20 protein-coding genes are annotated in these 24,380 nt (G+C 71.8%); 3 read left to right on the top strand and 17 right to left on the bottom strand.

Annotated elements, in window-relative coordinates:
• Complete coding sequence (locus JIAGA_RS0112290; RefSeq protein WP_026875890.1) at positions 1–780, top strand: SDR family oxidoreductase; 780 nt, start codon at positions 1–3, stop codon at positions 778–780.
• A gap of 7 nt (positions 781–787) precedes the next feature.
• On the opposite strand, the gene JIAGA_RS0112285 is transcribed toward JIAGA_RS0112290, so the two are convergent.
• The 3 genes from JIAGA_RS0112285 to JIAGA_RS0112275 all read right to left on the bottom strand — a co-directional run bounded on the left by JIAGA_RS0112285 (position 788) and on the right by JIAGA_RS0112275 (position 5,194).
• Positions 788–2,677: an ABC transporter ATP-binding protein gene (locus JIAGA_RS0112285; RefSeq protein WP_245597262.1), complete on the bottom strand. Its 1,890-nt coding sequence runs from the start codon at positions 2,675–2,677 to the stop codon at positions 788–790.
• 575 nt (positions 2,678–3,252) lie between these two features.
• The gene (locus JIAGA_RS33805) at positions 3,253–3,471 is read right to left on the bottom strand and encodes a helix-turn-helix domain-containing protein (RefSeq protein WP_084469638.1); all 219 of its coding nucleotides are present in this window, start codon (positions 3,469–3,471) and stop codon (positions 3,253–3,255) included.
• Positions 3,472–3,595: 124 nt separating this feature from the next.
• Positions 3,596–5,194 (bottom strand): ABC-F family ATP-binding cassette domain-containing protein, encoded by a 1,599-nt coding sequence (locus JIAGA_RS0112275; RefSeq protein WP_026875888.1) that lies wholly within the window; start codon positions 5,192–5,194, stop codon positions 3,596–3,598.
• 109 nt (positions 5,195–5,303) lie between these two features.
• Between JIAGA_RS0112275 and ypfJ the strand changes: the two genes are divergently transcribed.
• Positions 5,304–6,197 carry a KPN_02809 family neutral zinc metallopeptidase gene (gene ypfJ / locus JIAGA_RS0112270; protein WP_026875887.1) on the top strand — a complete coding sequence of 298 codons (894 nt, stop codon included), beginning with the start codon at positions 5,304–5,306 and terminating at the stop codon, positions 6,195–6,197.
• Between the two features lie 10 nt (positions 6,198–6,207).
• Entirely contained in the window at positions 6,208–6,879 is a 672-nt protein-coding gene (locus tag JIAGA_RS0112265) for an energy-coupling factor ABC transporter ATP-binding protein (RefSeq protein ID WP_026875886.1), read from the top strand.
• Between the two features lie 168 nt (positions 6,880–7,047).
• Here the strand turns inward: JIAGA_RS0112265 and JIAGA_RS0112260 are convergent, their stop codons facing one another.
• From JIAGA_RS0112260 to pyrR, 14 genes are all read right to left on the bottom strand, one after another.
• Complete coding sequence (locus JIAGA_RS0112260) at positions 7,048–9,069, bottom strand: primosomal protein N' (RefSeq protein WP_026875885.1); 2,022 nt, start codon at positions 9,067–9,069, stop codon at positions 7,048–7,050.
• 117 nt (positions 9,070–9,186) lie between these two features.
• The gene (locus JIAGA_RS29370) at positions 9,187–10,443 is read right to left on the bottom strand and encodes a serine hydrolase domain-containing protein (RefSeq protein ID WP_051426007.1); all 1,257 of its coding nucleotides are present in this window, start codon (positions 10,441–10,443) and stop codon (positions 9,187–9,189) included.
• 74 nt (positions 10,444–10,517) lie between these two features.
• Positions 10,518–11,708, bottom strand: a complete 1,191-nt coding sequence (gene metK / locus JIAGA_RS0112250) for a methionine adenosyltransferase (RefSeq protein ID WP_026875884.1) — start codon at positions 11,706–11,708, stop codon at positions 10,518–10,520.
• A gap of 132 nt (positions 11,709–11,840) precedes the next feature.
• A complete protein-coding gene (gene coaBC / locus JIAGA_RS0112245; RefSeq protein ID WP_026875883.1) occupies positions 11,841–13,064 on the bottom strand; it encodes a bifunctional phosphopantothenoylcysteine decarboxylase/phosphopantothenate--cysteine ligase CoaBC in 1,224 nt (407 codons plus the stop codon).
• A 159-nt stretch (positions 13,065–13,223) separates the two neighbouring features.
• Positions 13,224–13,589, bottom strand: a complete 366-nt coding sequence (rpoZ, locus tag JIAGA_RS29365; protein WP_084469637.1) for a DNA-directed RNA polymerase subunit omega — start codon at positions 13,587–13,589, stop codon at positions 13,224–13,226.
• The gene (gene gmk, locus JIAGA_RS0112235; RefSeq protein WP_169738859.1) at positions 13,586–14,188 is read right to left on the bottom strand and encodes a guanylate kinase; all 603 of its coding nucleotides are present in this window, start codon (positions 14,186–14,188) and stop codon (positions 13,586–13,588) included. Before gmk ends, rpoZ begins: the two co-directional genes overlap by 4 nt.
• Entirely contained in the window at positions 14,185–14,499 is a 315-nt protein-coding gene (mihF, locus tag JIAGA_RS0112230) for an integration host factor, actinobacterial type (RefSeq protein ID WP_026875881.1), read from the bottom strand. Before mihF ends, gmk begins: the two co-directional genes overlap by 4 nt.
• Before the next feature lie 184 nt (positions 14,500–14,683).
• Positions 14,684–15,598 carry an orotidine-5'-phosphate decarboxylase gene (gene pyrF / locus JIAGA_RS0112225; RefSeq protein WP_026875880.1) on the bottom strand — a complete coding sequence of 305 codons (915 nt, stop codon included), beginning with the start codon at positions 15,596–15,598 and terminating at the stop codon, positions 14,684–14,686.
• A gap of 220 nt (positions 15,599–15,818) precedes the next feature.
• Positions 15,819–16,886 carry a quinone-dependent dihydroorotate dehydrogenase gene (locus tag JIAGA_RS29360; protein WP_051426006.1) on the bottom strand — a complete coding sequence of 356 codons (1,068 nt, stop codon included), beginning with the start codon at positions 16,884–16,886 and terminating at the stop codon, positions 15,819–15,821.
• 109 nt (positions 16,887–16,995) lie between these two features.
• Positions 16,996–20,283: a carbamoyl-phosphate synthase large subunit gene (carB, locus tag JIAGA_RS0112215; RefSeq protein WP_026875879.1), complete on the bottom strand. Its 3,288-nt coding sequence runs from the start codon at positions 20,281–20,283 to the stop codon at positions 16,996–16,998.
• Positions 20,283–21,428, bottom strand: coding sequence for a glutamine-hydrolyzing carbamoyl-phosphate synthase small subunit (carA, locus tag JIAGA_RS0112210; RefSeq protein WP_026875878.1), 1,146 nt, complete (start codon positions 21,426–21,428; stop codon positions 20,283–20,285). Before carA ends, carB begins: the two co-directional genes overlap by 1 nt.
• The gene (locus JIAGA_RS0112205) at positions 21,425–22,759 is read right to left on the bottom strand and encodes a dihydroorotase (protein ID WP_051426005.1); all 1,335 of its coding nucleotides are present in this window, start codon (positions 22,757–22,759) and stop codon (positions 21,425–21,427) included. The genes carA and JIAGA_RS0112205 overlap by 4 nt, the downstream gene beginning before the upstream one ends.
• Complete coding sequence (locus JIAGA_RS29355) at positions 22,756–23,706, bottom strand: aspartate carbamoyltransferase catalytic subunit (RefSeq protein ID WP_035812465.1); 951 nt, start codon at positions 23,704–23,706, stop codon at positions 22,756–22,758. The genes JIAGA_RS0112205 and JIAGA_RS29355 overlap by 4 nt, the downstream gene beginning before the upstream one ends.
• Positions 23,703–24,287: a bifunctional pyr operon transcriptional regulator/uracil phosphoribosyltransferase PyrR gene (pyrR, locus tag JIAGA_RS29350; protein ID WP_035812464.1), complete on the bottom strand. Its 585-nt coding sequence runs from the start codon at positions 24,285–24,287 to the stop codon at positions 23,703–23,705. Before pyrR ends, JIAGA_RS29355 begins: the two co-directional genes overlap by 4 nt.
• Positions 24,288–24,380 lie beyond the last annotated feature (93 nt).

Raw genomic sequence — 24,380 nt, 5'->3', positions numbered from 1 at the left:
ATGGATCTCGGGTTGAAGGACCGCGTCTACATCGTCACCGGCGGCACCCGCGGGCTCGGGCGGGCGGCGGCCGAGGCCTTGGTAGCCGACGGCGCCCGGCTGGTCGTCGCGTCCCGGTCGCAGGAGGCCGTCGACGCCGCGGCCCGCGATCTCGCGGCGGGCGGGACGGGTTCGGTCGTGGGAGTGGCGGCCGACAACGCCGACCCCGACACCCCGGAGCGGCTGGTCGCCACGGCGTTCGACACGTTCGGCCGGCTGGACGGCGCGCTGGTCAGCGTCGGCGGCCCGCCCGGGGGCGGAGTCAGCGACATCACCGACGACCAGTGGCGCTCGGCGTTCGAGAGCGTCTTCCTCGGTGCGGTCCGGCTGGCGCGCGTCGTCGCGGCGCGGCTCGCCGCGGACGGACGCGGCGGCGCGCTGGCGTTCGTGCTGTCCAGCTCGGTGCGGGCACCCATTTCCGGATTGGCGACGTCCAACGGCCTGCGACCCGGCCTGGCGATGGTCGTCAAGCAACTGGCCGACGAGCTGGGGCCGCAGGGCATCCGGGCGGTCGGGCTGCTGCCGGGAAGCGTCGAGACCGAGCGGCTGCGCGAACTCGCCCAGAACGCCGGCCGCGACCCCGAGGAGGTCAAGGCCGAGGGTTCGCGGACCATCCCGCTACGCCGTTACGGCCGGCCGGAGGAGTTCGGCCGGGTGGCCGCTTTCGTGCTCTCCCCCGCCGCGTCGTACGTCACGGGGTCCATGATCCCGGTGGACGGCGGTTCCATCCGCAGCCTCTGAGGCGGCGTCACCGAGGCGTCGGCACGTCCTGGGTCGCGAACTGGGTGCGGTAGAGCTCCGCGTACGTGCCACCCGCGGCGAGCAGCTCGTCGTGGGTGCCCCGCTCGACGATGCGGCCACCGGCGACGACGAGGATGGCGTCGGCGTCGCGGATGGTGGACAGCCGGTGCGCGATGACAATGGACGTCCGCCCGGTCAGCGCCGTCTTCAGCGCCCGCTGCACCGCCACCTCCGATTCGGAGTCCAGGTGCGCGGTCGCTTCGTCCAGCACCACCACCCGCGGCGCCTTGAGCAGCAGCCGGGCGATGGCCATGCGCTGCTTCTCCCCGCCCGACAGCCGGTAGCCGCGGTCGCCGACGACGGTGTCGAGGCCGTCGGGCAGGGACGCGACCAAGGGGCCGATCTGGGCCGCCTCGAGGGCCGCCATCAGCTCGTCGTCGGTGGCACCGGGCCGGGCATACGCGAGGTTGTACCGGATGGTGTCGTGGAACATGTGGGCGTCCTGCGTGACCACGCCGACGGCGTCGTGAAGGGACTCCAGCGTGATGCCGCGAGCGTCGCGTCCGCCCACCCGGACCACACCGGCCGTCGGGTCGTACAGCCGCGACACCAGGTGCGTGATGGTGGACTTGCCGGCGCCCGACGGCCCCACCAGCGCCACCATCTGCCCAGGCTCGACGGTGAACGAGACTCCGCGCAGCACCGGCTCGGGCGAGGACACCATGGGCCGGGCCACCGACTCCAGGGACGCCAACGACACGTCCTCGGCCGTCGGGTAGCTGAACTCGACCTCGTCGAACTCCACCGACAGCTGATCGTCACCTGGCGGCAGCGGCCGGGCGGTGGGCGCGTCGCGGACCATCGGCCGCAGGTCCAGGACCTCGAAAACCCGCTCGAAGCTGACCAGCGCGGTCATGATGTCGACCTGGACGTTCGACAGCGCCGTGAGGGGCCCGTACAGGCGGGTCAGCAGCGCTGCCAGCGCCACCAGCGTGCCGACCTCGAGCGTGCCGTCGATGGCCAGCCAGCCGCCGACGCCGTAGACGACCGCCGTCGCGAGTGACGCCAGGAAGGTCAGGCCGAGGAAGAAGTAGCGGGCGTAGAGGGCCTGGACGACGCCGATGTCGCGGACCCGGCCGGCGGCCTCGGCGAACGACTCGTTCTCGGTGCGGTAGCGGCCGAAGATCTTCACCAGCAGTGCGCCGGAAACGTTGAAGCGCTCGGTCATGGTCTGGCTCATCGCGGCGTTGAGCTGCATCGACTCGCGGGTGATGTCGGCCAGCTTGCGGCCGATGAACCGCGCCGGCAGCAGGAACAGCGGCACCAGGACCAGCACGATCAGGGTGATCTGCCAGGACAGCAGGATCATCGCCCCCAGCGCCAGCACCAGGGTCACGAAGTTGCTGACCACCTGCGAGAGGGTGCCGGTGAACGCCTGCTGGGCCCCGATGACGTCGCTGTTGAGCCGCGAGACCAGTGACCCGGTCTGGGTGCGGGTGAAGAACGCGACGGGCTGACGCTGGACGTGGTCGAACACCTGCCGGCGCAAGTCGAAGATGAGCCCCTCGCCGACCCGCGCGGACATCCACCGCCCGATCAGGCCCAGGACCGCGTCGACGACCGCCAGCCCGGCGACCGCCAGTGCGGCCCAGACGACCACCGAGCGGGCACCGGCCGATACTCCGTCGTCGATGAGTACCTTCAGCAGCAGCGGTACGGCCGCGGCGGAGGCGGCGCCCGCGATGGTCGTGGCGAGGAAGACCGCCAGCTGGAACCGGTACGGACGTCCGTAGCCGGCGACCCGCTTGACGGTGCCCCGTGCCAGCCGCTTGGCGGCGACCGATCGGTCGGTCGAGAACGACCTCGACGCTCGCCACGCCCCGCCCATCGAGCCCATCGACACCGGCGCCGACCTCCTCGTCCGTCCTTCGGCGAGCCGGTAATGCCCGAACCGGCCCGTCGCGTCAACGCCGTGGCCGGCCCGGGTTCTTCCCGGAATCCGTCTTCTGGGGGTGCTGTTCGCTCACAGCAGGGCCACCTGACGACGAAGCGCCGCGCCGGTTCGAATGCGGGCAGGCTGAAGCTCGATCCGGCCCCGGCGCGGTCGGACCCGCAGCCGGAGCGAACGTAGCTTTCACATGTACCGCGTGAAAGCGCACTGATAACGCGGCAATGTCAGATCAAGATCATTCTGTACGCTGCGTAATCACGGCCGCCGTTTTGCCGGAAACAACCGCATTCACGCTACGGACAGTGATCAAGACCAGTGAATTCAGCCCCTCGGCTTCGAGTGCGACGACTCGAGGATTCGCCGTTGGCGGCTCACCCGGACTCGGTGAGCGCGCCCACCGTTTCGCCGGCATTCAGGCGATTGCGCGCCGGGGATCGCGCATCTGGGTGACGAAGCGAATGTCGGGGCGATCGAGCTGCTGGAGGCCACCCTCCTCCGGCATCTCGACCGTCAAGGCTTGGTCAGTCCTTCTTCGCCTTGCCTCGTGTGGCGCCTCCACGTCCTCGTAGATTGACACCGGACTCGGACAGAACACGATGGACGAACCCGTAGGACCGTCCCGTTTCGGTGGCGAGCTCGCGGATGCTGCGACCACCTTCGTACTTCTTCTTCAGGTCAGAGGCGAGCTTGTCACGCTGCCCCCCACTGATCCGCGCGCCTTTTACCAACTTCTCGGCCACGCGTCCTCCCGTTTCGTTGTCCTGCATGACAGAGGACAATGATCCGCTCCATTACCGTTTTTCGCCACTCGAAGACAAGATCACGTCGTGCTGGCGGGAAAAACGCAGGGTGAATCGACCTCTCCTACGCCAGTGAGACGAGCTCTGCGTAGTCCGGGTTCCACAGATCTTCCACTCCGTCCGGAAGCAGGACGACGCGCTCGGGCCCCAGCGCGTCGACCGCGCCCTCGTCGTGAGTGACGAGGACGATAGCGCCGGTGAACGACCGCAACGCGGTCAGGACCTCCGCACGTGACGCCGGGTCGAGGTTGTTGGTGGGCTCGTCCAGCAGCAGCACGTTGGCGCTGGACACCACCAGGGACGCCAACGCGAGCCGGGTCTTCTCGCCGCCGGACAGCACGCCGGCCGGCTTGTCCACGTCGTCGCCGGAGAACAGGAACGAGCCGAGGACCCGGCGCGCCTCGACCGCCGGCAGGTCCGGCGCGGCCGTGCGGAGGTTCTCCAGCACCGTCCGGGACGTGTCGAGCGTCTCGTGCTCCTGCGCGTAGTAGCCCAGCCGCAACCCGTGGCCCGGCTCCACCGTCCCGGTGTCAGGCCGCTCCACGCCGCCCAGCAGCCGCAGCAGCGTCGTCTTACCGGCACCGTTGAGGCCCAGGATGACGACCCGGCTGCCGCGGTCGATGGCGAGGTCGACGTCGGTGAAGACCTCCAGCGACCCGTACGACTTCGACAGCCCGGTGGCCGTCAAGGGGGTCTTGCCGCACGGCGCGGGGTCGGGGAAGCGCAGCTTGGCCACCTTGTCCGCGCGCCGCTGCTCCTCCAGCCCGGCGAGCAGGCGGTCCGCCCGGCGGTCCATGTTCTGCGCGGCGGTCGCCTTCGTGGCCTTGTAGCGCATCCGGTCGGCCTGTGCCTTGAGAGCGGCCGCCTTCTTCTCGGCGTTGGTGCGCTCACGATGCCGCCGCCGCTCGTCGGTCTCGCGCTGCTCCAGGTAGGCCTTCCAGCCGATGTTGTAGACGTCGATGACGCCACGCGTCGCATCGAGGTGGAAGACGCGGTTGACCGTCTGGTCGAGCAGGGCGACGTCGTGGCTGATGACCACCAGACCGCCCTTGAAGGCGCGCAGGAAGTCGCGCAACCACACGACGGAGTCGGCGTCCAGGTGGTTCGTCGGCTCGTCCAGCAGCAGCGTCTCGGCGTCGGAGAACAGGATGCGGGCCAGCTCGACCCGGCGGCGCTGCCCGCCGGACAGCGTGCGCAGCGGCTGCGTGAGCACCCGGTCAGGCAGGCCGAGACTGGCGGCGATGGTGGCCGCCTCGCTCTCGGCCGCGTAGCCGCCCATGGCCAGGAACTCCGCCTCGAGGCGCTCGTAGCGGCGCATGCCCCGCTCGTGCTCGGCGGGGTCGCTGGAGGCCATCTGCTTCTCGGCGCGGCGCATCCCGGCGACGGCGACATCCAGGCCGCGCGCGCCCAGGATGCGGTCGCGCGCCAGCACGTCGGGGTCGCCGGCCCGCGGGTCCTGCGGCAGGTAGCCGACCGAGCCGGCCCGGGTGACGGTGCCCGAGGCCGGCTGGCCCTCCTCGGCCAGGATGCGGGTCAGGGTCGTCTTGCCGGCGCCGTTGCGGCCGACGAGGCCGATCTTGTCGCCGGGAGCGATGCGGAAGCTGGCGTCGCTGAGCAGGATCTGGGCGCCGGCGCGCACTTCCAGTTGATGTGCGGTGATCATGTCTGAGTGAGCTCTTTCGTGGCGGGGTGGGCAGGGTAGCGAGTTCCGCCAACGATTCAGTCCGCCACGGGCATCATGGTGGCAGTCTACTGGGGGAGGTCGCGCGGCCATGAAGTTCAACCGACGTGCACGCCTGGATCCTTCCCAGGTGTCCGATCAGCGCGGCCGCCCGGTCGGGCGCACCGCCGCCGCCGGTGGCGGCGTCGGCGTCATCGTCCTGGCCCTGATCGCCCTGCTCACCGGCACGAACCCGGCCGACCTGCTGGGCGACGGCACGTCACCGGCCGTCCAGGCCGAACCGGGCGCCGAGGGTGAACTGGAGCAGGAATGCCAGCTGGTGGCCGACATCGAGGAGAACCCCGACTGCCGGTTCGTGCTCTACGTGAACTCCGCGCAGGACTTCTGGGACGACTACTTCGCCGCGGCCGGTCAGCGTTACTCCCCCGCCCAGACCACCTTCTTCACCACCGCCGTCGATACCGGCTGCGGGCGCGCGTCGTCGCAGGTCGGGCCGTTCTACTGTCCCGGCGACCAGAACGTCTACCTCGATCTCGGCTTCTTCGACGACCTCCGCACCACCTACGGCGGCCCCAGCGGCATGTTCGCCGAGGCCTACGTCCTGGCCCACGAGTACGGCCACCACATCCAGAACCTCACCGGCCAGATGGACCGGGTGCGGTCACGCTCCGGCCCCGACTCCGACGCCGTCCGGCTCGAACTGCAGGCCGACTGCTACGCCGGCATGTGGGCACACCACGCCACGACCACCGCCGACGAGTCCGGCCAGCCGCTCATCTCCGACCTGACCGACCAGGACATCCGCGACGCGCTGGCCGCCGCCAACACCGTCGGCGACGACTACATCCAGGAACGTTTCCAGGGCACCGTCACGCCCGAGTCGTGGACCCACGGCTCCAGCGAGCAGCGACAGGCGTGGTTCACTGTCGGATACCGCAGCGGCGACGTGGCCGCCTGCGACACCTTCGCCGCGTCGTCGCTGTAGGAGTGCCCGTGTGATCGAGGTCAACGCCGTCACGCACCACTACGGCGACCGGACCGTCCTGCGCGATGTCACGGTCACCCTGCCCGAGCAGCGAGTCGGTGTCATCGGCGCCAACGGCTCCGGCAAGTCGACGTTCGCGAGGCTGCTCAACGGACTGGTGCTGCCGTCGTCGGGGACCGTGACGGTGGACGGGCTGGACACCCGGCGCGACGCATCCGCCGTCCGCCGCCGGGTCGGCTTCGTCTTCACCGACCCCGACGCCCAGATCCTCATGCCGACGGTCGCCGAAGACGTCGCGTTCGGGCTGCGCGGCGCGTCACGGGACGAGGTGTCGCGGCGGGTGGCCGACGCGCTGGCGTCGTTCGGGCTGTCCTCGCACGCCGACCACCCCGCGCACCTGCTGTCGGGCGGGCAGAAACAGCTCCTGGCCATCTGCTCGGTGCTGGTGACGGAGCCGAAGGTCCTCGTCTGCGACGAGCCGACCACGCTGCTCGACCTGCGCAACACCCGGCGCGTGCTGTCGCTGCTGGCCGACCTGCCGCAGCGGGTGGTGCTGGTGACGCACGACCTCGACGCGGTCCTGTCGATGGACCGCGTGCTCGTCTTCGACGCCGGCGCGCTGGTCTTCGACGGCCCGCCGCCGGCCGCGGTCGCCCACTACCGGTCTCTCGCCTCGGCCTGACCGCCCCGGGCTCCAGCCGGCGACGCCCCCGCCCCGCCCCTGCCGGGCCACGCCAGGCGTTCTCCCGCCCCACCAGGCAAGCATGGGTGGTGAAGCGGGAGGACCCATGCCGAACGTGATCATTTGGGGGACGACGGCGCGGGCCGGTTGGGCGGACGCGGCACGGGGTCAGCCGAAGTCGACGGGGTCGACGCGGACGCGGACCGAGCCACCGGAGCGGCGGGCGGAGCGGACCCCGGCCGCGGCGCGTAGGGCCGCCGCCAGCGCCGTCCCGGTCGGTCGAGGCGCGCGGACCATGGCGCGGCTGCCGTCGTCCAGCGGCGCCGGCCCGATGACCTCGGCCTCGGGCGGCAGATCCGCGAGCTTCAGCAGGTCTTCGACGTCGGCCAGGGCACCGGTGAGTTCGGCCACCCGGGCCGCCGGCGGCAGTCGCAGCGCCCCCCGCTCGGCGAGTTCACGCTCGGCGAAGCCGGCCGGATCCCACCGCACCAGCGCCTGGACGGCGGGCGCGGACGTGTCGGCGACAACGACGATCTCGCCGCCCGCCGACCCCGACCGCACCAGCGCCGCCGCGCGCAGCCAGCGCCGCAGCGCCTCCTCTGCCGCCCGCAGGCTCGGGCGGTTGAGCAGCGCCGTGCCGTCGAGGAGCAAGGCCGCCGGGTACCCGCCGTCGGCGACCGGCTCCGCACCCGGCGTGGCCACCACCAGAGCCGGTTCGCCGGCGACGGTGTCGCGGACGGCGTCGCCGCGCGACATCAGCACCGGCACGCCGGGGAACGCACGTCCGAGCTCCTCGGCCGTCCGGCCCACGCCGATGGAAGTGGCGCGCAGGTACCCGTGCCCACAGTCCGGGCACCGCCACGACGGGTACGTCGTCGCACACCACCCGCACCGCGGCGGCTGCCCCGGCTGCCCGACCAGAAGCGGCCCCGAGCACGCCGTGCAGCGGGCCGCCGCCCGGCACCGCGCGCATGCCACCCCCGGGAGGTAGCCGGCCCGCGGCACCTGCACCAGCACCGGGCCGGTGCGCAGCCCGGCGCGCGCCGTGCGCCAGGCCAGGGACGGCAGCCGGGCGCTGCGAGCGGCTTCGTCTCGGACCTGTTCGTGATCGTCGCCACTGGTGTGGATGCGCGGCGCGGCCGCCCGCACCGCCGCCCTGGACGGGGTGACCGGCCGCGCCCAGCCGGTGGACACCAGCAGCTCGGCCTCCGCCGTACGGGCGAAACCGCCGACGACGGCGGCCGCTCGGGCCTGGTGGGCGCGCAGCAACAGCACTTCGCGAGCGTGCGGGTACGGAGCACGCGGCTCGGCGTGCAGGTCGTCGCCGTCGTCCCAGAGACAGACCAGGCCGAGGTCGCGCACGGGAGCGAACGCCGCGGAGCGGGTGCCGACGACGGCGCGGACGGCGCCGCGGCGCACCGCGAGCCACCGCTTGTAGCGAGCTGACGGCCCGGCGTCGGCCTCGAGCGCGACGTGATGCCCCTCCCCCAGGACGGCGTCGAGCGCGGCGGACACCCGGGCGAGATCGCGGCTGTCCGGAACGATCACCAGCGCGCCGCGCTCCCCGGCCAGCGTGGCGGCCACCAGCCGGGCGATGAGCTCCGGCCAGTCGGCGCCGGGCCCGGGGTTCCAAACCGCCCGGGGTGTGCCACCGGAGGCCAGCGCGTCCAGCAGGGCGACGCCATCGTCGTGGGCGGCCCAGCCGCCGGGCTCCGGGCGGCCGCATTCCCCCGGCGGCGACGCGGACGGAGCCTTCTCTGCGGTGGCGTGCCGGGGCGGAACCGCCAGGCGGAGCACATCGGCGACGGTGCCGGCGTAGCGGTCCGCCACGGAGCGGGCCAGCTGGGCGATCTCCGGGGCCAGGACGGGTTCGGGTGACACCACCCGGCGCAGCCGGGCCAGCCGGCCCTCGTGGTCGGACTCGGCGACGCGTTCGACGATGAACCCGTCGTGGTCGGTGCCGGCGAACCGCACGGACACCCGGGCACCGGGCACCGCGTCGTCGGCCATGGACGCCGGCACGAGGTAGTCGAACGGACGGTCCAGGTGCGGCAGCCCGACGTCCACCAGCACGCGCGCCACCGGCAGCGACTCCGCGACCGCTTCCGGCTCGCGGGTGCGGAACCGCCGCCGCGCCGGCGCGGCCACGAGGGCCAGCTGGTCCGGCTCGGCGGGGTCGGTTCCGTTCACGCTCCGTTTCTACCGCACGCCGGCGACGGACACGCCCACGCGGCCGTTGCCCGACCACCCGACGGCCGTTGCCCGACCACCCACCGGCGGTTGCCCGACCACCCGACGGCGGCCGGATCAGCCCAGGACGGCCTCGATCCGCCCGAGCAGGTCGAGCTCGGCCGTCGTCCGTGCCGCGGTGACGTCGATGCCGCACAGGCCGGCCACGAGCACGCCGTTCACCGCGGCGGCGAGCTCCTGACTCGGGGCGAGCTGGTCGTCGAGGGTGTAGGTGATCGTCGTCTGCCGTTCGCCGTCGGGAGAGCCGAAGGAGTACGTCGTATGGCCGAGAGTTCCGCCGGTGTGTCCGTAGACGATCCCACCTGGAATTGCCTCGCATTCGGCCGGGATGGCCTGGAGGCCGAGGCCGTACGTGCCCATGGACTGCGCGGTCAGTTCACGCGCCTCGGCCAGCAGGTCGGCCGGCACCAGTGTGCCGTCGAACATGGCCCGGAAGAACGTGTTGAGGTCGGTGGAGGTGGAGACGACGGCGCCGGCGGCCCACAGCTGGGTGGGCGACAACCGGGTGGTGTCCACGTACGGCGCATCGGGGTTCTCGGTGCCGAAGTACGCGTTCGGGTGCTCGCCGTCGATGACCGGGCTGAACCGCGGGAACGAGGTGTCGGTGAGGCCGGCCGGCTCGAACACCCGCCGCGCGAGCTCGTCCTCGATGGCATTGCCGGTGACCTTCTCGACCAGCAGGCCGATGACGTAATAGCCGGTGTTGGAGTACGAGTAGTACTGGTCCGGCGCGAAGTCGAGCGGACGCTGAGTGGCGATGTCGACCAGCTGCTGGGGCCGGTAGTACCGCAGCCGGTTCCGGCCGATGTCCGCCGCCGACGTCTCGGCCAGCGACGGGTACACGTCGACGAAGTAGTCGGGGACGCCGGCGGTGTGGCCGAGCAGCTGCCGTACCGTGATCGGCTCGTCGTAGGGCAGCACGCCGGGCAGGCGGTCGGCGACAGCGTCGTCCAGGCTGAGCCGGCCCTCGTCGACCAGCTGCAGGACGACGGCGGTCACCATGCTCTTGGTGACGCTGCCGACGCGGAACAGGTCGGTGGTCTCGACGGCTTCCGGCGACGACGCGTACGGGTCGCGCTCGCCACGCGCGGACGTCCACGTCTCGTCACCGTCGCGTACCTCGGCGACGATGCCTGGCATGCCCGCGGCGTCGACGGCGTCGAGGGCACGCTCCAGCAGCGCGGTGTCGAGCTCGATGCGCCGATCGGCGACGGCGCCAGGCGCCGCACCGGCGCTCACGGCTGGTGCGGCGACCAGTCCGGCGGGAAGGAGTGTGGCGGCGGAGGCGAGTGAGATCAGCAGGTGGCGACGCATGCCATCACGCTACGGAACGCTTCCCGTCGCTCGATGCGACTCCAGGACGAGCTGGCCCTCCCCCGGAGGTACGATCAGCCGGCCGCCGCCTGCAACGCCTCCACCCGGTCGGTGCGCTCCCAGGTGAAGTCGGGCAGTTCGCGGCCGAAGTGTCCGTACGCCGCCGTCTGCGCGTAGATGGGGCGCAGGAGGTCGAGGTCGCGAATGATCGCCGCCGGACGCAGGTCGAAGACCTCCGTGACGGCCCGCTCGATCCGCTCGACGGGCACCCGCTCGGTTCCGAAGCACTCCAGGAACAGCCCGACCGGCTCGGCCTTGCCGATGGCGTAGGCCACCTGGACCTCGCAGCGGCGGGCCAGCCCGGCGGCGACGATGTTCTTGGCCACCCAGCGCATCGCGTACGCGGCGGACCGATCCACCTTGGAGGGGTCCTTGCCGCTGAACGCTCCCCCGCCGTGGCGGGCCATGCCGCCGTACGTGTCGATGATGATCTTGCGGCCGGTGAGGCCGGCGTCGCCCATCGGGCCGCCGATCTCGAACCGCCCGGTCGGGTTCACCAGCAGCCGGTAGTCGTGGTGTTCCAGCTCGAGGGTCTCCAGCACCGGCGTGACCACCTGGGTGGCGATGTCCGGTGTAAGCAGCTCGGCGAGGTCGATGTTGGCCGCGTGCTGGGTGGAGACGACGACGGTGTCGAGGCGGACCGGGCGGTCGCCGTCGTACTCGATGGTGACCTGCGTCTTGCCGTCGGGCCGCAGGTACGGGACGGCGCCGGAGCGGCGGGCCTGCGACAGCTGCTGCGCGAGCCGGTGCGCGAGCAGGATGGGCAGCGGCATGAGTTCCGGCGTTTCGTCGCACGCATACCCGAACATCAGGCCTTGGTCGCCGGCGCCCTGCAGGTCCAGCGGGTCCAGGTCGCCCTCGACGCGGTGCTCGTAGGCGGTGTCGACGCCCTGTGCGATGTCGCGCGACTGCGATCCGATGGACACCGAGACGCCGCAGGAGTAGCCGTCGAAACCCTTGGTCGAGGAGTCGTAGCCGATACCGAGGATCGTCTCGCGGACGATGCCCGGGATGTCGGCGTACCCGCGGGTGGTGACCTCGCCGGCGACGTGCACCAGGCCGGTGGTCACCATCGACTCGACGGCGACGCGGCTTCCGGGGTCGTCCTTGAGCAGCGCGTCGAGCACCGCGTCACTGATCTGGTCGCAGATCTTGTCCGGGTGACCCTCGGTGACCGATTCGGATGTGAACAAGCGCAGAGACAAACCCCAGCCCCCCTCGAGACGCGGACATACGGTCCGGAGAGCCCACTGTAGGGTACGCGGTCAATTCCCGCCGCCAACCGTCCGCATGCCGGACGCATTTCGACCACATCGTGAGAACGCGCGGCGGATCGGTCAGAGCCGGGCTCGCACCAGGTCCCAGACGACGTGGGCCAACGCGGCCTTGGGTCCGGTCTCGACGGCCACCGAACTGCCGTCGGAGCCCAGGATCACCGCCGCGTTCTGCTCGGACTCGAAGCCCCGCTCGGCGCCGACCTCGTTCACGACCAGCAGGTCGCAGCCCTTTGCGGCCAGCTTGGCCCGGCCGTGGTCGAGGACGCTGCCGTGCTCGTCACCGGTCTCGGCGGCGAACCCGACCACCACCTGAGCCGGATGCGGCCGGTGGGCGGCCAGGTGAGCCAGGATGTCGGCGGTGCGCTCGAGCTCGATGACCGGCGCCGACCCGTCCGCGCCCTTCTTGATCTTGGTGTCGGCGTAGTTGGCGGGCCGGAAGTCGGCGACCGCGGCCGCCATGACCACCGCGTCGGCATCGCCGGCTGCCGCGACGACCGCGTCGTAGAGCTGAGCGGCCGAACCGGCCCGGACGATGTCGACGCCGGCCGGATCCGGCAGTGCCACGTTCGCCGCCACCAGCGTGACCCGTGCGCCCCGCGCCGCCGCGGCCCGGGCCAGCGCGTACCCCTGCCGTCCGGACGAGCGGTTGCCGAGGAAGCGCACTGGGTCGAGGTGCTCGCGGGTGCCGCCGGCGGAGACGACGACGTGCCGGCCGGTGAGATCGGGCTCGCCGCCACCGCGCGCGAGGACGTCGGAGACGACGTCGTAGATCTCGGCCGGCTCGGGCATCCGCCCCTTGCCGGAGTCGGCCCCTGTCAGCCGGCCCACGGCCGGTTCGACCACGAGGGCGCCGCGCTTGCGAAGCGTCTCGACGTTGGCGACCGTGGCCGGGTGCTCCCACATCTCGGTGTGCATAGCCGGCACGAACACGACCGGCCCGCGCGCGGTGAGCAGCGTGGACGTCAGCAGGTCGTCCGCCCGGCCGGTGGCGGCCCGGGCCATCAGGTCCGCGGTGGCCGGCGCGACGACGACGAGGTCGGCGCGGCGCCCCAGGCGCACATGCGGCACCTCGTGGACGTCGTCGAACACGCCGGTGGCGACCGGCCGGCCGGACAGTGCGGCCCAGGTCGGCGCGCCGACGAAGCGCAGTGCCGCCTCGGTGGGGACGACGGTGACGCCGTGACCGGCCTCGGTGAGCCGCCGCAGCAGCTCCGCCACCTTGTACGCGGCGATACCGCCACCCACTCCGAGGACGATCTCGGCCGGGCCGGACGGCGTGGTCATGCGACGCTCACCAGTCACCTTCTACCGCCGGCGGGGACATTCACGTCCCCGCGGGGACCATGGGAACACCGAAGCCGGGCCCATCAGGGGCCCGGCTGGCCGAGCCGCCGCTCGGCCACACCGTGAGCCGGGCGCCCAGGACGGGCACCCGGAGCGGTGTCAGCTCTGCTCGCCGGCCTCGGCGGTGTCGTCGCCGGGGGTGTCGAACACCGGCGTGGCCGGAGCTGCCGCGGCCTGCGCTTCGGCCTCGGCCTCGGCGGGATCGATCTGCTCGGCCGTCAGCAGGCCGGCGTCGATCTCGCGCAGCGCGATCGACAGCGGCTTCTCCTGGACGTGCGTCTCGACCAGCGGGCCGACGTACTCCAGCAGCCCTTCGCCGAGCTGAGAGTAGTAGGCGTTGATTTGACGGGCCCGCTTGGCCGCGTAGATGACCAGACCGTACTTGGAGTCGGTCTTCGCGAGCAGGTCGTCGATGGGTGGGTACGTGATGCCCTCGGCAACGCCTTGGGTTCCGGACACGCTCATGCCTCCGGGCTGGTTAAGTGGGGTGTACGCATCAAGGTTACCAACTGTTCGCACACCTCATCGACTTCGGTGTTCACGAGCGTGACGTCGAACTCGGCCTCGGCGGCCAGTTCGTCGCGCGCCGTCGCCAACCGGCGCTCGCGCTCTTCCTCCGTCTCGGTGCCCCGGCCGACCAGCCGGCGGACCATCTCGTCCCAGCTGGGCGGTGCGAGGAACACGAACAGCGCGTCCGGGATGGCCTGACGCACCTGGCGCGCCCCCTGCAGGTCGATCTCGAGCAGGACCGAGTGGCCGGCAGCCAGGGCGCGCTGCATGGGCGCCCTGGGCGTGCCGTACTTGGCCCGCTTGTGCACGACGGCCCATTCCAGGAACTCGCCCTGCTCGACCATCTTGTCGAAGGTCGCGTCATCGACGAAGTGGTAGTGCTCGCCGTCGATCTCGCGAGGGCGCGGTGGCCTGGTGGTCGTGGACACGGAGATCCACAACTCGGGGTGGGTGGCGCGCAGCCTCTTGACGACGGTCGTCTTTCCGACCGCCGTCGGCCCCGACAGGACGATGACCCGCGGGGCCGACCGCGGATGGGACGTGTGCAGGATCAACCGCCGAAACGCTCGATCAGGGCTGCCGACTGGTTGGCACCCAGGCCACGGACACGACGGGTCTCGGCGATGCCGATCTCCTCCATGATCTGCTTGGCGCGGACCTTGCCGACGCCGGGCATCGACTCGAGGAGGGCCGAGACCTTCATCTTGCCGATGACCTCATTCTTCTCGCCTTCCTTGAGCACGTCACCGAGACGGGCTCCGGCGTTCTTCAGGCGGTTCTTGACCTCCGCACGCTCCCGGCGAGCCTCAGCGGCCTTCTCGAGTGCGGCCGCGCGCTGTTCGGGAGTCAGGTTAGGGAGCGCCACGAGCGGGTCACCTCTGTGTGTCGTTGTGTGGATGTCGGACAGTCCCCGCATTCGCGGGAGCCTTTGTTAGGAACCTAGCGACTGAACCGCCAGGTCAGCAACGCGATCCACGGTACCTGTCCGCATGAATCCCTGGTGCAACGGCACCCGCGTGTCGCGTCGTGTGTCGCCAGATTAACCCCGTTCAGGCGCCTGGCAACCGTTGAACCAGCAGGTCATGGACAGCCTGCGTGGTCGACGCCGCCGCCTGGCGCAGCCGCGCGGGCTGCGGGCCGGTGCTCAGGATCTCCCGCGACACTGCTGGCACGACCTGCGACAACGCGGTGCCGAACACCGTCGCCAGGTCGCTGACGGAGGCGCCTTGGGCGCCGATGCCCGGCGCCAGCAGCGGGCCGCCGACGGCGAGATTTTCGCCGGTGGCGGGACCGGCCGAGCCACTCGCCTCCGGCGAGGCCGCCGGTCGAGTGGCCGGGCCACTCGCCGGTCGAACGGTGGCGCCCACGACGACGCCGATGCTGCCCAGTGGCTCGGCACCGGCGTTCGCGGCCCGGACGTGGTCGAGGATGGTGCCGGCGACCGTACGTCCGTCCGCACCACGGGCATGCTGGACCTCGGGGCCTTCCGGGTTGGAGGTGAGGCCCAGCACGAACACGCCGTTGCCGTGCGCGAGCGCGGTGTCGATCAGTGGCCGCAGCGAGCCGTACCCGAGGTAGGGCGAGACGGTGACGGCGTCGGCGCACAGCGGCGAGGCGGGGTCGGCGTAGGCGTCGGCGTAGGCCTGCATCGTGGACCCGATGTCGCCCCGCTTGGCGTCCAGCAGCACCAGCGCGCCGGCCGACCGGGCCTCGGCGATCACCGTTTCCAGGACCGCGACTCCGCGCGAGCCGTGCCGTTCGAAGAAGGCCGACTGCGGCTTGAGCAGGGCGACGGTCTCACCGATCGCCTCGACGACGGTGCGGGCGAAGCGCTCCAGCCCGGCGGTGTCGTCGTCGAGACCCCACGCGGCGAGCAGGCTCGGGTGCGGGTCGATGCCGACGCACAGCCGGCCGCGCCGTTCCAGTGCCGCGTGCAGCCGCTGCCCGAAGGTGTGTGTCGTCACGCGTGTCTCCTCTATTGGTCTCCGCCCGGCGCGATCCGGAAACGATCAGGTGGCGTATCGGGCCGAGGTCGCACTCCTGGTGCACCTGATCGCTTCCGGTCCACATGGCAAGACGCGATCAGGTGACGTCCCTGCCGGATCCCCTGCGCTGTCGTCACCTGATCGCTCCCGGAGGAATGATCAGGTGACGAATCGGAGATCAGGTGACGCCAGCGGACGTTCACCACTCGTCCTTCAGCAACGGGGCGAGGTCGCGCTGGACACGCGCGGGCCAGAAGGGGCCGCCGTAGATGAACGCGGTGTATGCCTGCACCAGGGTGGCGCCGGCCAGCAGCCGCTCGTACACGTCCTCGGCGGTCGACACGCCGCCGACGGAGATCAGGGTCAGCCGCTCCCCCACAGTGGAGCGCAGCAGCCGAAGCACCTCCAGCGACCGGCCGGCCAGCGGCGCACCGGAGAGGCCGCCGGCGCCGGCGGCTTCGACGGCCGACGGCGCGGTCCGGAGGCCGGTGCGGGACACCGTCGTGTTGGTGGCGATGATGCCGTCCAGTTCGAGCTCGAGCGCCAGCTTCGCGACCGCCACGACGTCCTCGTCGCCGAGATCCGGGGCGATCTTGACCAGCAGCGGAACCCGGCGGGACGTGACGGCGTCGGCCTGGGCTCGCACGGCGGTGAGCAGCGGCCGCAGCTGGTCGACGGCCTGCAGGTCGCGCAGGCCGGGCGTGTTGGGTGAGCTGACGTTGACGACGAGGTAGTCGGCGTACGGCGCGAGCAGCCGGGTGCTGGCCTCGTAGTCGGCGACGGCCTCGGCCTCCGGAACGACCTTGGACTTGCCGATGTTGACGCCGACGACGACCGGCAGCGCACCGCGTCGGCGGCGACGCCGGGCCAGCCGGGCGGCAACCGCCGCGGCGCCGTCGTTGTTGAATCCCATCCGGTTGACGATGGCGCGGTCGGCGAGCAGCCGCTGAAGCCGTGGCCGGGGGTTGCCCGGCTGTGGCCGCGCCGTCACCGTTCCCACCTCGACGAAAGAAAAGCCGAGGGCGGCAAGGCCGTCAATGCCGACGGCGTTCTTGTCGAACCCCGCGGCCAGGCCCAGCGGGCCCGGGAAGCGCAGCCCGAATGCCTCGACCGCCAGCGACGGCGCCGGGCCGAGCCGCCGGCTCCCCGCGCCGGCCAGCCCGGGGACGCGTGCCGCCAGCCGCATCGCCCCGAACGCGAGGCGGTGCGCGGTCTCGGCGTCCATCCGCGCGAGGACCCGAGCGAACAGGGCGTCGTAGGCGCTCATGCCCGCCCCTCCCCGGTTGATCTTGGAGTAACCGGGGATTCAGCGCCCGGAATGCCCGATTGATTCCGCGCGAACTCCAAGATCAACCTAGGGGCGACGACGTACGCGCTCACGTCCGGTGCGCCCACGACTGCAGGGACCGGACGCCGACCGACTCCGCGCGCAGCGCCTCGATGCCCTGGACGGCCGCCGCCAGCCCCTGCGTGGTGGTGATGCACGGGATGCCGCCCTGGATGGCGGCGCGGCGGATCTCGTAGCCGTCGGCGCGTGGGCTGCCGCCGGTGGTGGTGCCGCTCGGCGTGTTGATGATGAGGTCGACGTCGCCGGCCAGGATGCGCCCGATGATGGTCGGGGTGCCGTCGGGTTCGTGGCCGACCCAGCGCTTGCGGACGACCTCGGCCTCGACGCCGTTGCGCCGCAGCACTTCGGCGGTGCCGGCGGTGGCGATGATGCGGAAACCGAGGTCGGCCAGCCGCTTGACCGGGAAGATCATGTGCCGCTTGTCCCGGTTGGCCAGCGAGACGAACACCGTCCCCGACGTCGGCAGCTCGCCGAACGCGGCGGCCTGCGACTTGGCGAACGCGGTGCCGAACAGTTCGTCGATGCCCATGACCTCGCCGGTGGAACGCATCTCCGGGCCGAGCAGGGTGTCGACGGTGCGCCCGTCGGGCGTCCGGAACCGGTTGAACGGCATGACGGCTTCCTTGACCGCGACCGGAGCGTCCGCGGGCAGGTCGACGGCGTCGCCGGTGGCGGGCAGCAGGCCCTCGGTGCGCAGCCCGGCGATCGACGCGCCGAGCATCACCCGTGCCGCCGCCTTGGCCAGCGGCACGCCGGTGGCCTTGGACACGAACGGCACCGTCCGCGACGCCCGCGGGTTGGCCTCAAGGACGTAGAGGACGTCGCCGGCCAGCGCGTACTGCACGTTGAGCAGGCCGCGCACGCCGACGCCGCGGGCGATCGCCTCGGTGGACTCACGGATCCGGGCCAGCTCGTCGCGGCCCAGCGTGGTGGGCGGCAGCGCGCACGCGGAGTCGCCGGAGTGGATGCCGGCCTCCTCGATGTGCTCCATGACGCCGCCCAGGTAGAGCTCGGACCCGTCGTACAGGGCGTCGACGTCGATCTCCACCGCGTCGTCGAGGAAGCGGTCGACCAGGACGGGGTGTTGCGGCGACGCCTCGGTGGCGCGCCCGATGTAGTCGGCCAGCGTGGCGTCGTCGTACACGATCTCCATGCCGCGCCCGCCCAGCACGTAGGACGGCCGCACCAGCACCGGGTAGCCGATGTCGGCGGCGATCTCGCGGGCCTGCTCGAACGAGCGTGCGGTGCCGTGCTTGGGTGCGGGCAGTCCGGCGTCGGCGAGCACCTGCCCGAACGAGCCGCGGTCCTCGGCCAGGTCGATGGCGGCCGGCGAGGTGCCGACGATGGGCACGCCGGCCTCGGCCAGTGCCTCGGCCAGCCCGAGCGGGGTCTGACCGCCCAGCTGGACGATGACGCCCGCGACGGGGCCGGCCTGCCGCTCGGCGTCGACGACCTCGAGGACGTCCTCCAGGGTCAGCGGCTCGAAGTACAGCCGGTCGGAGGTGTCGTAGTCGGTGGAGACGGTCTCCGGATTGCAGTTGACCATGACGGTTTCATAGCCGGCCTCGTGCAGCGCCATCGCGGCGTGTACACACGAGTAGTCGAACTCGATGCCCTGCCCGATCCGGTTCGGCCCACTGCCCAAGATGATCACAGCCTCGCGCTCTCGCGGCCGGACCTCGGTCTCCTCGTCGTAGGACGAGTAGTGGTAGGGGGTGCTGGCGGCGAACTCCGCGGCGCAGGTGTCGACGGTCTTGTAGACCGGCCGGATGCCCAGCGCATGCCGCACCCCGCGGATCACCTCGGCCGAGGTGCCGCGCAACGCCGCCAGCTGGCTGTCGGAGAATCCGTGCCGCTTCGCCTCACGCAGCACCTCCGGGGTCAGCTGCGGCACCGCGGCGACCTCGTCGGCCACCTCGGTCAGGAACAGCAGCTGGTCGAGGAACCACGGGTCGATCCGGGTCGCCTCGTACACCCGGTCGACACCGGCGCCGGCGCGCAGCGCGGCCACGACATCGCCCAGCCGCCCGTCGTAGGGCCGGCGCACCTTCTCGACCAGGGCGTCGACGTCACCCGGCGGCGTCACGAAGTCCAGCGGCGCGTCGGACTTCTCCAGCGACCGCAGCGCCTTCTGCAGCGCCTCGGTGAAGTTGCGGCCGATGGCCATCGCCTCGCCCACGCTCTTCATGTGCGTGGTCAGGGTGGAGTCGGCGGCCGGGAACTTCTCGAACGCGAACCGCGGCGCCTTAACGACGACGTAGTCGAGCGTCGGCTCGAACGACGCCGGGGTCTCGCCGGTGATGTCGTTGGGGATCTCGTCGAGCGTGTAGCCCAGCGCCACCTTCGCGGCGATCTTCGCGATCGGGAACCCGGTGGCCTTGGACGCCAGCGCGCTGGACCGCGACACCCGCGGGTTCATCTCGATGATGATCAGCCGGCCGTCGTCGGGGTTGACCGCGAACTGGATGTTGCAGCCGCCGGTGTCGACGCCGACCGCGCGGATCACCGCGATGGCCTGGTCGCGCATCACCTGGTACTCGCGGTCGGTCAGGGTCATGGCCGGCGCCACCGTCACGGAGTCGCCCGTGTGCACACCCATCGGGTCGATGTTCTCGATCGAGCAGACGATCACGACGTTGTCGGCGCGGTCGCGCATGACCTCGAGCTCGTACTCCTTCCAGCCGAGGATGGACTCCTCGAGGAGCACCTCGGTGGTGGGCGACGCGTCGAGGCCGGCGCCGGCGATGCGGTGCAGGTCCTCTTCGTCGAACGCCATGCCCGACCCGGCGCCGCCCATCGTGAAGGAGGGCCGCACGACCACCGGGTAGCCGAGGTCCTGGACCGCGGCCAGGCAGTCGTCCATCGAGTGGCAGATGGCCGAGCGAGCGGTCTCGCCGCCGATCTCCTCGACGATCTTCTTGAACGACTCGCGGTTCTCGCCGCGCTCGATGGCGTCGATGGACGCGCCGATCAGCTCCACCCCGAACCGCTCCAGCACGCCCCGCTCGTGCAGCGCCACCGCGGCGTTCAGGGCGGTCTGCCCGCCCAGCGTGGCCAGCAGCGCGTCCGGCCGTTCCAGCGCGATGACCTTCTCGACGAACTCCGGCGTGATCGGCTCGACGTACGTGGCGTCGGCGATGTCGGGGTCGGTCATGATGGTGGCCGGGTTGCTGTTCACCAGGATCACCCGCAGGCCCTCGGCCCGCAGCACCCGGCAGGCCTGCGTCCCGGAGTAGTCGAACTCACACGCCTGCCCGATGACGATCGGCCCGGAGCCGATCACCAGGACGCTGTCGATGTCCTTCCGCCGGGGCATCAGCCACGCTCCTTCGTCGTCGCGGCGGACGACATCACCTCGATGAACCGGTCGAACAGGTATGCGGCGTCGTGCGGCCCGGCCGCCGCCTCCGGGTGGTACTGCACCGAGAACCCGCGTAGCCGCCCGGCCGCGTCGCGCAACGCCAGGCCTTCGACGACGCCGTCGTTCAGACAGACGTGGCTGACCTCGGCGGTGCCGTACGGCGTCTCGCTGGCGTGATCCACCGGAGCCTCGACCGCGAACCCGTGGTTGTGCGCCGTCACCTCGACCTTTCCGGTCGAGCGGTCCTGCACGGGCTGGTTGATGCCGCGGTGGCCGTAGCCCAGCTTGTAGGTGCCGAAGCCCAGTGCCCGGCCGAACACCTGGTTGCCGAAGCAGATGCCGAAGAAGGGCAGCCCTCGCTCCAGCGCCACCTGGACGACCGCGACCGGCCCGTCGGCGGTAGCGGGGTCGCCGGGGCCGTTGGACAGGAACAGCCCGTCCGGCCGCAGCGCCAGCACGTCGTCGATGGTGGCCGTGGCCGGCAGGACGTGCACCTCGATGCCGCGCTCGGCCATCCGCCGCGGGGTCATGGTCTTGATACCCAGGTCGAGGGCGACGACGGTGAACCGGCGCTCGCCGTCGGCCGGCACCACGTACGGCGAATCGGTGCTGACCTCGGCCGCGAGGTCCGCGCCGAGCATCTGCGGGCTGTCGAGCACCCGTCGCCGCAGCGCGTCGGCGTCGGACTCGACGGTGGAGATGCCGACCCGCATGGCCCCGCGCTCGCGCAGGTGCCGCGTCAGTGCCCGGGTGTCGATGCCGCTGATGCCGACCACGCCCTGCGCCGCGAGCTCCTCGTCCAGGCTGCGTCGCGACCGCCACGACGACGAGCGGCGGGCGGGGTCGCGCACGACGTAGCCGGCCACCCAGATGCGGCCGGACTCGGGGTCGTCGTCGTTGACCCCGGTGTTGCCGATGTGCGGCGCCGTCTGCACCACCACCTGACGGTGGTAGGACGGGTCGGTCAGCGTCTCCTGGTAGCCGGTCATGCCGGTGGAGAAGACGGCCTCGCCGAACGTCTCGCCCGTGGCCCCGTAGGAGTGGCCGCGGAACGTCCGGCCGTCCTCGAGCACCAGCAGGGCGGGTGGGCGGGTGGTCACAGCAGTCCCCCTGTCACATGGGTCGGGCGGCCGCGCAGGAACGTGGCGACGACGGCGCCCGGCAGTTTCATGCCCTCGTACGGCATGTTCCGGGACAGCGACGCCGATGCCGCCGGGTCCACGGTCGCCGAGGCGGACGGGTCGATCAGTACGACGTTGGCCGGCTCCCCTTCGGCGAGCGGTCGCCCGTGCGGGAGCTCGCCGGTGTCGCAGCGGCCGATGCGCGCCGGTGCCGCCGACATCCGCTCGGCCACGCCGGCCCAGTCCAGCAGCCCGGTGTCCACCATGGTGTGCTGGACGACCGACAGCGCGGTCTCCAGCCCCAGCATGCCGAACGCGGCGACGTCCCACTCGCAGTCCTTGGCCTCGAGCGGGTGCGGCGCGTGGTCGGTGGCGACGATGTCGATGGTGCCGTCGGCCAGCGCCTCCCGCAGCGCGGCGACGTCGTCGGCGGAGCGCAGCGGCGGGTTGACCTTGTAGCGCGGGTCGTAAGTGGCCACCAGCTCGTCGGTCAGCAGCAGGTGGTGCGGGGTGACCTCGGCGGTGACCGGCAGCCCGCGCTGCTTGGCCAGCCGGACGATCTCGACCGACCCGCGGGTGGACAGGTGGCAGATGTGCACCCGCGACCCGACGTGGGCGGCCAGGAGTACGTCGCGGGCCACGATGGCCTCTTCCGCCACCGACGGCCAGCCCCGCAGCCCCAGTCGGCCGGAGAGCTCACCCTCGTTCATGGTGGCGCCCTCGGTCAGCCGCGGCTCCTGCGCGTGCTGGGCGATGACGCCGTCGAAGGCCTTCACGTACTCCAGCGCCCGGCGCATCAGCACCGCGTCGGAGACGCAGACGCCGTCGTCGGAGAAGACCCGCACGCCGGCCGCGGAGTCGGCCATCGCGCCGAGTTCCGCCAGTCGTTCGCCTTGAAGCCCGACGGTGACGGCGCCGACAGGACGCACGTCGGCGTGCCCGGCCTCGCGGCCCAGCCGCCAGACCTGTTCGACGACGCCCGCGGTATCGGCGACCGGGTCGGTGTTGGCCATCGCGTGAACGGCGGTGAAGCCGCCCCGGGCCGCGGCCAGAGTGCCCGTCTCGACCGTCTCCGCGTCCTCGCGGCCGGGTTCGCGCAGGTGGGTGTGGAGGTCGACCAGCCCGGGCAGCGCGACCAGCCCGGTGCCGTCGACGATGGTGATGTCGCCGGCCCGGTCAGCCTCGTCGGGCGCGGTGCCGACGGAGGCGATGACGCCGTCGCGCAGCAGCAGGTCCTGCGGCTCGCCGCCGAGCACGCGGACGTTGCGGATCAGGGTCGGGGTCGCGCTCGTGGACGCGCTCGGGGTCACGCCGCCTCCTCCGGGGTCGTCGTTCCGGCGGTGCCGGCCAGCATCAGGTACAGGGCCGCCATGCGCACGTACACGCCGTTGGTGACCTGCTCGACGATGACCGATCGGTCGCTGTCGGCCACCTCGGCGGTGATCTCCATGCCGCGGTTCATCGGGCCCGGGTGCAGCACGAGCGCCTCCGGCGGCATCAGCGCCTGCCGGCGGGCGTCCAGACCGTACCGGCGGCTGTACTCACGGGCGGACGGGAAGAACGCGTCCTTCATGCGCTCGCTCTGCACCCGCAGCATCATGACGGCGTCGGCGCCGCTCAGCGCGGCGTCGAGATCGAAGGTGACCTCGCAGGGCCACTGCTCGACGCCCATGGGCAGCAGGGTCGGCGGCGCCACCAGCGTGACCGTCGCCCCGAGCGTCGCCAGCAGCAGGACGTTGCTGCGGGCGACCCGGCTGTGCAGGACGTCGCCGACGATGACGATGCGTTTGCCGGACAGCTCCCCCAGGTGCCGGCGCATGGTGAACGCGTCGAGCAGCGCCTGGGTCGGGTGCTCGTGGGTGCCGTCGCCGGCGTTGAGGACACTGGCGTTGATCCAGCCCGACGTGGCCAGGCGGTACGGCGCACCGCTGGCGGAGTGCCGGACGACGACGCCGTCGGCGCCCATGGCCTCGAGCGTCAGTGCGGTGTCCTTGAGGCTCTCGCCCTTGGACAGGCTGGAGCCCTTGGCGGAGAAGTTGACGACGTCGGCCGACAGCCGCTTGGCGGCCAGCTCGAACGACGTGCGGGTGCGGGTGGAGTCCTCGAAGAACAGGTTGACGACGGTGCGACCGCGCAGGGCGGGCAGCTTCTTCACCGCGCGGCCCTCGGTGAGGCGGGCCATCTCCTCGGCCGTGTCGAGCACCAGCGTCGCGTCCTCGCGGGAGAGGTCACCGGCGGAGAGCAGGTGGCGGATCACGGCAGCACCTCCGCATCGGCGCGGGGCTGGTCGGCGGCCTGGGTGAGGACGACGCCGTCGCTGCCGTCGACTTCCGACACGAGCACCTGCACGCTCTCGGCCAGCGAGGTCGGGATGTTCTTGCCGACGTGGTCAGCCCGGATGGGCAACTGCCGGTGACCTCGATCAACAAGGACGACGAGTCTGACCGCGCGCGGCCGGCCGACGTCCTCGAGCGCGGTCAGCGCCGCCCGGATGGTGCGACCGGAGAACAGGACGTCGTCGACGAGGACGACGATCTTGTCGTCCACGCCGCCGGCCGGGATGTCCGTGGGCTCCAGCGCCCTGGCCGGCCGTAGCCGCAGGTCGTCGCGGTACATGGTGACGTCGAGGGCGCCGACGGGAACGTCGACGTTCTCGGCGGAGGAGATGCGTCCGGCCAGCCGCTGCGCGAGCGGGACGCCGCGCTTGGGGATGCCGAGGACGACGAGGTCGGCGGCGCCCTTGTTGCGCTCCACCACCTCGTGCGCCATGCGGGTCAGTGCCCGGGCGATGTCGTCGCCGTCGAGCACCTCCCGCGAGCCGTTCAGGTCGCGAGACATGGGTCGCTGGACCCCCTTCCCCGCCTCACGGGACGGGACTTAAAGGACGTCGGTCCCTGCGAGACTATCAGCGCCCGCTGCCCGGTTCTGGCG

It is taken from the genome of Jiangella gansuensis DSM 44835 (genome assembly GCF_000515395.1).
In the GTDB taxonomy this organism is placed as follows: Bacteria; Actinomycetota; Actinomycetes; order Jiangellales; family Jiangellaceae; genus Jiangella; species Jiangella gansuensis.
The sequence above is the reverse complement of the archived record's forward strand: the minus strand, read 5'-3'. Positions and strand labels throughout refer to the sequence as shown.